The 5,619-nt window shown below is 68.6% G+C and carries 6 protein-coding genes and 3 pseudogenes; 3 read left to right on the top strand and 6 right to left on the bottom strand.

Annotated features, from left to right (window positions below; all coding sequences use genetic code 11):
* Nucleotides 1–88: 88 nt before the first annotated feature.
* Nucleotides 89–334: pseudogene (locus ACGFSA_RS34675) on the top strand (ISAs1 family transposase); the annotation flags it as partial.
* A 119-nt stretch (nt 335–453) separates the two neighbouring features.
* On the opposite strand, the gene ACGFSA_RS34670 reads toward ACGFSA_RS34675, so the two are convergent.
* The gene (locus ACGFSA_RS34670) at nt 454–1,080 is read right to left on the bottom strand and encodes a class I SAM-dependent methyltransferase (RefSeq protein WP_393310092.1); all 627 of its coding nucleotides are present in this window, start codon (nt 1,078–1,080) and stop codon (nt 454–456) included.
* A 63-nt stretch (nt 1,081–1,143) separates the two neighbouring features.
* Between ACGFSA_RS34670 and ACGFSA_RS34665 the strand changes: the two genes are divergently transcribed.
* Nucleotides 1,144–1,806 (top strand): TetR/AcrR family transcriptional regulator, encoded by a 663-nt coding sequence (locus ACGFSA_RS34665; RefSeq protein ID WP_393310090.1) that lies wholly within the window; start codon nt 1,144–1,146, stop codon nt 1,804–1,806.
* 75 nt (nt 1,807–1,881) lie between these two features.
* Here ACGFSA_RS34665 and ACGFSA_RS34660 read toward each other — a convergent pair.
* From ACGFSA_RS34660 to ACGFSA_RS34640, 5 genes and pseudogenes are all read right to left on the bottom strand, one after another.
* Nucleotides 1,882–2,328, bottom strand: a pseudogene (locus ACGFSA_RS34660) (Tn3 family transposase); the annotation flags it as partial.
* 12 nt (nt 2,329–2,340) lie between these two features.
* Nucleotides 2,341–2,505: pseudogene (locus ACGFSA_RS34655) on the bottom strand (hypothetical protein); the annotation flags it as partial.
* Between the two features lie 38 nt (nt 2,506–2,543).
* Nucleotides 2,544–3,590 carry a zinc-binding dehydrogenase gene (locus ACGFSA_RS34650; RefSeq protein ID WP_393310088.1) on the bottom strand — a complete coding sequence of 349 codons (1,047 nt, stop codon included), beginning with the start codon at nt 3,588–3,590 and terminating at the stop codon, nt 2,544–2,546.
* 372 nt (nt 3,591–3,962) lie between these two features.
* Nucleotides 3,963–4,793: a hypothetical protein gene (locus ACGFSA_RS34645; RefSeq protein WP_393310086.1), complete on the bottom strand. Its 831-nt coding sequence runs from the start codon at nt 4,791–4,793 to the stop codon at nt 3,963–3,965.
* A complete protein-coding gene (locus ACGFSA_RS34640) occupies nt 4,793–5,005 on the bottom strand; it encodes a tyrosine-type recombinase/integrase (protein ID WP_393310084.1) in 213 nt (70 codons plus the stop codon). Before ACGFSA_RS34640 ends, ACGFSA_RS34645 begins: the two co-directional genes overlap by 1 nt.
* A gap of 132 nt (nt 5,006–5,137) precedes the next feature.
* On the opposite strand from ACGFSA_RS34640, the gene ACGFSA_RS34635 reads away from it, so the two are divergent.
* Nucleotides 5,138–5,619: transposase (locus ACGFSA_RS34635; RefSeq protein WP_393310082.1), on the top strand; the 482-nt coding region annotated here is incomplete at its 3' end.

Below are 5,619 nucleotides of genomic sequence, written 5' to 3'. Positions count from 1 at the left end.
AAGCTTGTGACTAGACACCTCAAGCCTTGCAGGAAACGGCGTGTTTCATGTATCAGCGCAGGTCACAGCACCCACACATACGGCAGGAGAGCCCGAAATCGCCTCATGGGCTCGCGGACACTGGACCGTGGAAAACACCGTCCACTGGTGTCGAGATGTGACCTTCAACGAGGACAAGTCCCAGGTCAGAACACACAACGCGCCCTCCGTCCTCGCCGCCGTCCGCGACCTGATCCGTGGCGTGCTCAGGCTCGCCGGGTACGCCAACACCGCCGCCGGCCGCCGAGCCCACACCGAACGCACCCTCGTCCTCAGCCTCTACGGCATCACATGATCAAACTGGACGATCTCGGCAAACGCCGGGGCCCTGCTCGCAGATCTCTCACAGATGTTCATTTATGAGAACGGCCGCGCGCGACAGCCGCAGCCCGAAGCTGCCCGGTGCGACTGAGCTCATGCAGAGTCGGCGCCGCGGCGCAGCGTGAACCAGAAAGTCGGGACCGGGTTCGTGCCGGGCGTCACGTCGTCCAGCTGCCACCCAGCGAACCTGGCGCTGAGTTCGTCCGCAGTGACGCCGGACCACGAGTCGTCAAACGCCCCGGGCCCGTACCCGAACATCAGCAATCGCGCACCGGGGGCGGCACGCTTGGTGAGGCCGGCTGCGTAGGCGTCGCGGCGGTGCGGTGGAATCCCGCAGTAGCAGCTCAGGTCGAAGAACAGGTCGTACGGACCGGGCACGCCCACCTCGTCGAGACGGGTGGCGTCCCCGCACAGCACCGTGACGTCCGCTCCTGCAGCGTCGGCCTTCTCCCGAGCCTGCCGTACCGCGCGGTCGACCAGGTCGACGGCCGTCACTCGCCAGCCGTGCCGGGCCAGGTACACCGCGTTGGTCCCGGTGCCGCAGCCGAGTTCGAGGACCTGGCCCGGCATCAGCGCACCGGGCCCCTCTGCCAGGGCCACCAGCTCGGGCGGCGTGATGCCGCTGTCCCACGGCGGCTTGCCGTCCCGGTAGAAGTCCTCCAACACGCGGCGCACAAAACCCTCTTGCTCGAGCTCCGCAGCCGTCCGAGTCTCACTCATCGCTACCTCTCCAAAAAATTAGAGTTCATCTCTAGTGACTGACTCTAGAGATAGACTCCCGGCATGGATGCGGTCAAGGGATCCGACGGACAGAACGTCAAGCGCCCCGACAAGAGGGCCGAGCGCTCGCGGCGTACCCGCGAGAAGATCGTTGCGGCGGCGCGGGAGCTGTTCGTCGCGCAGGGGTACGGTGCGACAAGCCTTCAAGAGGTTGCGGATCGCGCGGGTGTGGCCGTCCAGACCGTGTACTTCGTGTTCCGAAACAAGCGCGCGCTGTTCAAGGACGTCGTCGACACGTCCATCGCGGGCGACGTCGAACCGGTCGCCACGATGGACCGCGACTGGTTCCGCGCCGCGTGCGCCGAGCCCACCGCGGCCGGGCAACTGCGCGCCCACGTACGGGGTGTACGCGACATCCTCGGCCGGGTCGCCCCGATCATGCCGTTGATCGCGGCTGCGGCCGCCACGGACCCGGAGATCGCCGCGCAGTGGCCCGCCGGCCCCGACCCGCGCTATACCGTCCAGCACGCCGCAGCGAAGGCACTGACCTCCAAGCCCGACGCCCGCCCCGACGTCGATACCGTCCGCGCCGCCGACCTGCTGTACGGGCTGCTCAGTCCGGAGCTATACCTGATCTTCGTCCGCGACCGGGGCTGGTCCCCCGACGCCTGGGAGGAGTGGGCATGTGTGGCCCTGACTACCCACCTCTGCACAGACCACGAGTAGGCCACCGACTCTTCGGTGACAGCCGCCGAAGCAGAGTCCGCGACCGGCTACGGCTGCGGAAGCTGACCGGGACGCTCACGCCGCTGCACCGTCGTCATCATCGTCAAGCCCGGCAGCGTCCGGGTCGCGCAGCGGCCGCAAGGCCCCGCCGGCCGGGGCGGAGGCGGTGAAGCTGTAGCGGCCCAAGACGTTGAGGTTGCGGTGCTTCAGCGGGGAGAGTCGGGCGATGTCCTCGTCCCGGACCTCGTGGCCCTCGGCGCGGAGCTGGGCGACAGCGGCGTCGATGTACTGGGTGGTCCAGAGCACGGCGGCGTTCAGCACCAGCCCGAGGGCGCCGAGCTGGTCCTCCTGTCCCGTCCGGTACGCCTGCATGATCTGCCAGCGCTTGCCGTGGCAGATGTCCCGGGCGAGCTTGTGGCGGGACTCCTGCACGGTGAGCTGCCGGTTCATCTGCCGCCGGTAGGTGTCATCGACCGGGTCGACCACGCGCAGCAGGTGCAGGGTCTTGGCGATCCGCCCGTACACGTAGGTCACGGGGACGTTGACTGCGATCAGGTTGTAGGAACCGCCGCCCATCCACTCCACGCCCCGGGTCATCGCGTACTGGAGGGTGACCAAGGGCTGGGTGAGCTCGAACGGATCGGGCAGATACCGGGCGAGCAGCTCTGCGTCCGTCTCAGAACTCTGACATGGCGTCATCCCTTCCTCGGCACCGCGCTCCCCAAGGCGCGGGCAAGTCATGGCTTGACGACGATGCGGACCGGGTTGCCCTCCTTGTTCCGGAGCCGCTCCACGCCGAGGGCGATGTCCTCGAGGGGCAGTACGTCGGAGACCGAGCGGGACAGGTCGAGGCGGCCGGAGGCCAGCAGGCGCATGAGCTGGGTGAGGTGGCGTGTGGTGTATCCGTCGTGGCCGAGGACGGAGTGGTTGTACCACCCGAAGAGGATTGTGTTCTCGGTGAGGTGGATCGGCTCCTGCGACATGCCGATCATGACCGCCCGCCCGTACCGGCCGAGGCAGGAGACCGCCTGGCCGAGCGCGCTGTTGGCGCCGGACAATTCAGCCGCCAGCTCTAGCCCCTCGCCGTCGGTGAGCCGCAGCACCTCTTCGCGGACGTCGGCTGTGCGCGGGTTCAGGGCGTGGTCGGCTCCGGTCTCCAGGGCCCGCTGGCAGGCGGCGTCGAGGGTGTCCACGGCGATGATCAGGCTCGCCCCGGCCAGGCGGGCGATCTGCACGGCGTGCACGCCGAGGCCGCCGACTCCCCACACGCCGACGGTCTCGCCCGGGCGCAGCGCACCGCGGTCGACCAGTCCCGAGAACGGCGTGGCCACCGCGTCGGCGCAGATCGCCGCCTGCTCGATCGGCACGCTGTCGGGCACTTCCACCAGCGTCTTGTAGGGGGTGGTGACGTACTCCGCCCAGGCACCGTCCCAGTTCTGCCCCATCACCTGGGGGGCGAGGCAGGTCTGGCCGTCGCCGCAGTGGCGGCAGGTGCCGCAGCCCCTCCCGGGCGCGATGACCACCCGCTGGCCCGGCTGCCAGAACGGCACCTCGGGACCCACCCGGGCGATCGTGCCCGCCGGCTCGTGGCCAGGAGTGACCTGCTCCAGTGGGCAGGGCAGGCTGCCGTCGATCATGTGCACGTCCGACAGGCAGATCCCGCACGCCTCGATGCGGACGAGCACCTCGCCCGGCCCCGGCAGGGGTACGGGCATGTCCTTCACTACGGCCAGTCGGCCGTCGTCCCGCTCGAAGCGAGCCGCCCGCATCGTGTTCGCCGCCATCAGCACGCCTCCTTGTCGGACGCCGCTTCCTATGTCGGGACGCGGTAACCGGGCGCGCAGAGCCCGGGGTTGATCACCGAAGGGTTCTCCATTCCCTTCCTATACTGCGCGGTAGCAGCCCTCCGTGCGACCGGGGACCCGCGGTGGCGCGGAGCCACCCCGGCGGGCCCGGGTTGGACTTCATCTGCTGACAGGTGCTGCGGACCGGCACGCCGCTGCGGCTGAACAGATGCAGCTCATGCGCGGTGATCAGCCGCTTGAACCGCGGATACGCGGTCCGCTCGATCGAGGTCACAACCCACCCCAGACTCCAAGACGATGGTCAACATCGCCACCAACGACGCTGAGCCGAACGGGTGACGGGCCGGGCGCTCAAGGCTTCAAGATCAACTCATTGCCCCTTTGACCCGTATCTGGGTCACACCCCGAGCAGGCCCGTACGCTCCAGGGGGCCCGGGCGGGGAGCGTGACGGCGTGGCCGGTGATCCAGTCACCGAAGACCTGGATCCCGGAGCGTCGGGTCCGGGCGGTGGTCCAGGTCAGTTCCCCGGTCTCCAGGGCCACCTTGAGGTACCACCGGAAGCCGTGCCGCAGCCAGAGCGGCTGAAGGGACTGGAAGTAGAGGCTGTGGTCACCGTTCGGCTCGTGGTCCCGCAGCGGGATGCGCCGGTCCAGGTGGGGATCCCACACCTCGCGTTCCCACCAGGGCCGCTGATCGTAGGCGGCCCAGAGCATCTGGTAGCAACGCCGCAGAACGGTCGCGGTGTTGAGCGTCCAGCCCTTGCCGGGGAGCCGGCCGTAATGCCGGGCATAGGCCGCAGCCAGGGCACGCTCCCACTCCCGCGGGGTGTGCTCCATCAGCGAGCCGCGGAATTCGGGATGGTCCTCCGCCGCCCTGGCCAGCGAGATGATGAGCCCCTGCACCGCGCCCACCGGGATACGGCCGCCGAGGTCGGCGATGCGCCAGCAACACCAGGCCATCTCGCGATCCATCGGAGCGGGCAGCTGCCAGAAGCGGAGCCGGAAGCCACGGTGGTGCTTGCCCAGGGTGAAGGCCGCGCGGTCTGCGGGCTCCAGGCCGTCCGAAGCAAGGTCGACTGTCCGGAACCGCTCCGGAAGGCCGGCCCACAAGGTCTCCAGAATGTCTTCCTGGAAGCAGCCGGGGGTGTCCCGCATGTTTTCCAGCAACAGTTTGGCGCCCATCAGCACGGTCCGATCACGCCGGTGTCGGTTGCCGCCCGCCATCCGGCGGTCAGCTTCGCCCAGTCAGCCACGGCCCGCAGCTCGGCGTCCTCGGTGACGTGGGCGTACGTGTTCATCGTGGTCTGCACGTCCGCGTGGCCGAGCCGACGGCTGACCACGTGCATCGGGACCCCGGCCAGCAAAAGCGCTGTCGCGTGAGTGCGTTGTGGCAAACCGGATCTCGTTCGAAGCGTGCGACGTGGGTGATCATTCGGACAGAGATGCTGGTGTGGTCGTGGGCATGAAGAAACGGGCCCCTTGGTAGTGACGTGGTTGTTGAGGCCGGTCACGAGCAAGGAGACCCGTTGTTCGACCAGTTGACCATCCCCGCTGTACCCGCGTCCACCACGGTCACCCCGGAGTGCGACTGCTACGTGCACAGGTTCGGTTCGATCGCTCCGGGACGGCGGGCGCGGTGCTATCCGAGTGACATGACGGACGCGGAGTGGGCCGAGGTCCGTGCGGCGATGCCGGTGCCGGCATGGCTGCTCAAGCAGGGCGGGCGTCCGGAGGCGTACTGCCGCCGCGAGATGCTCGACGCGATGCGCTACCTCGTCGACAACGGCAGCAAGTGGATGGCCATGCCGGTCGACTTCCCGTACTGGCGGGCGGTCTATGACTTCTTCCGCCGCTGGCGGACCTACGACTACGTGCGTGAACTGTACGAACGCCTGCGCCGCGCGGCCAGGGAGCAAAAAGGCCGGAACGCCGAGCCGAGTGCCGGGATCATCGACAGTCAGTCGGTGGACGCCTCCGAGACCGTCGGTGAGGACAGCCGCGGATACGA

This window comes from Streptomyces sp. NPDC048496, assembly GCF_043200055.1.
Classification (GTDB): Bacteria; Actinomycetota; Actinomycetes; order Streptomycetales; family Streptomycetaceae; genus Streptomyces.
This window is presented reverse-complemented; position numbering and strand designations above follow the sequence as displayed.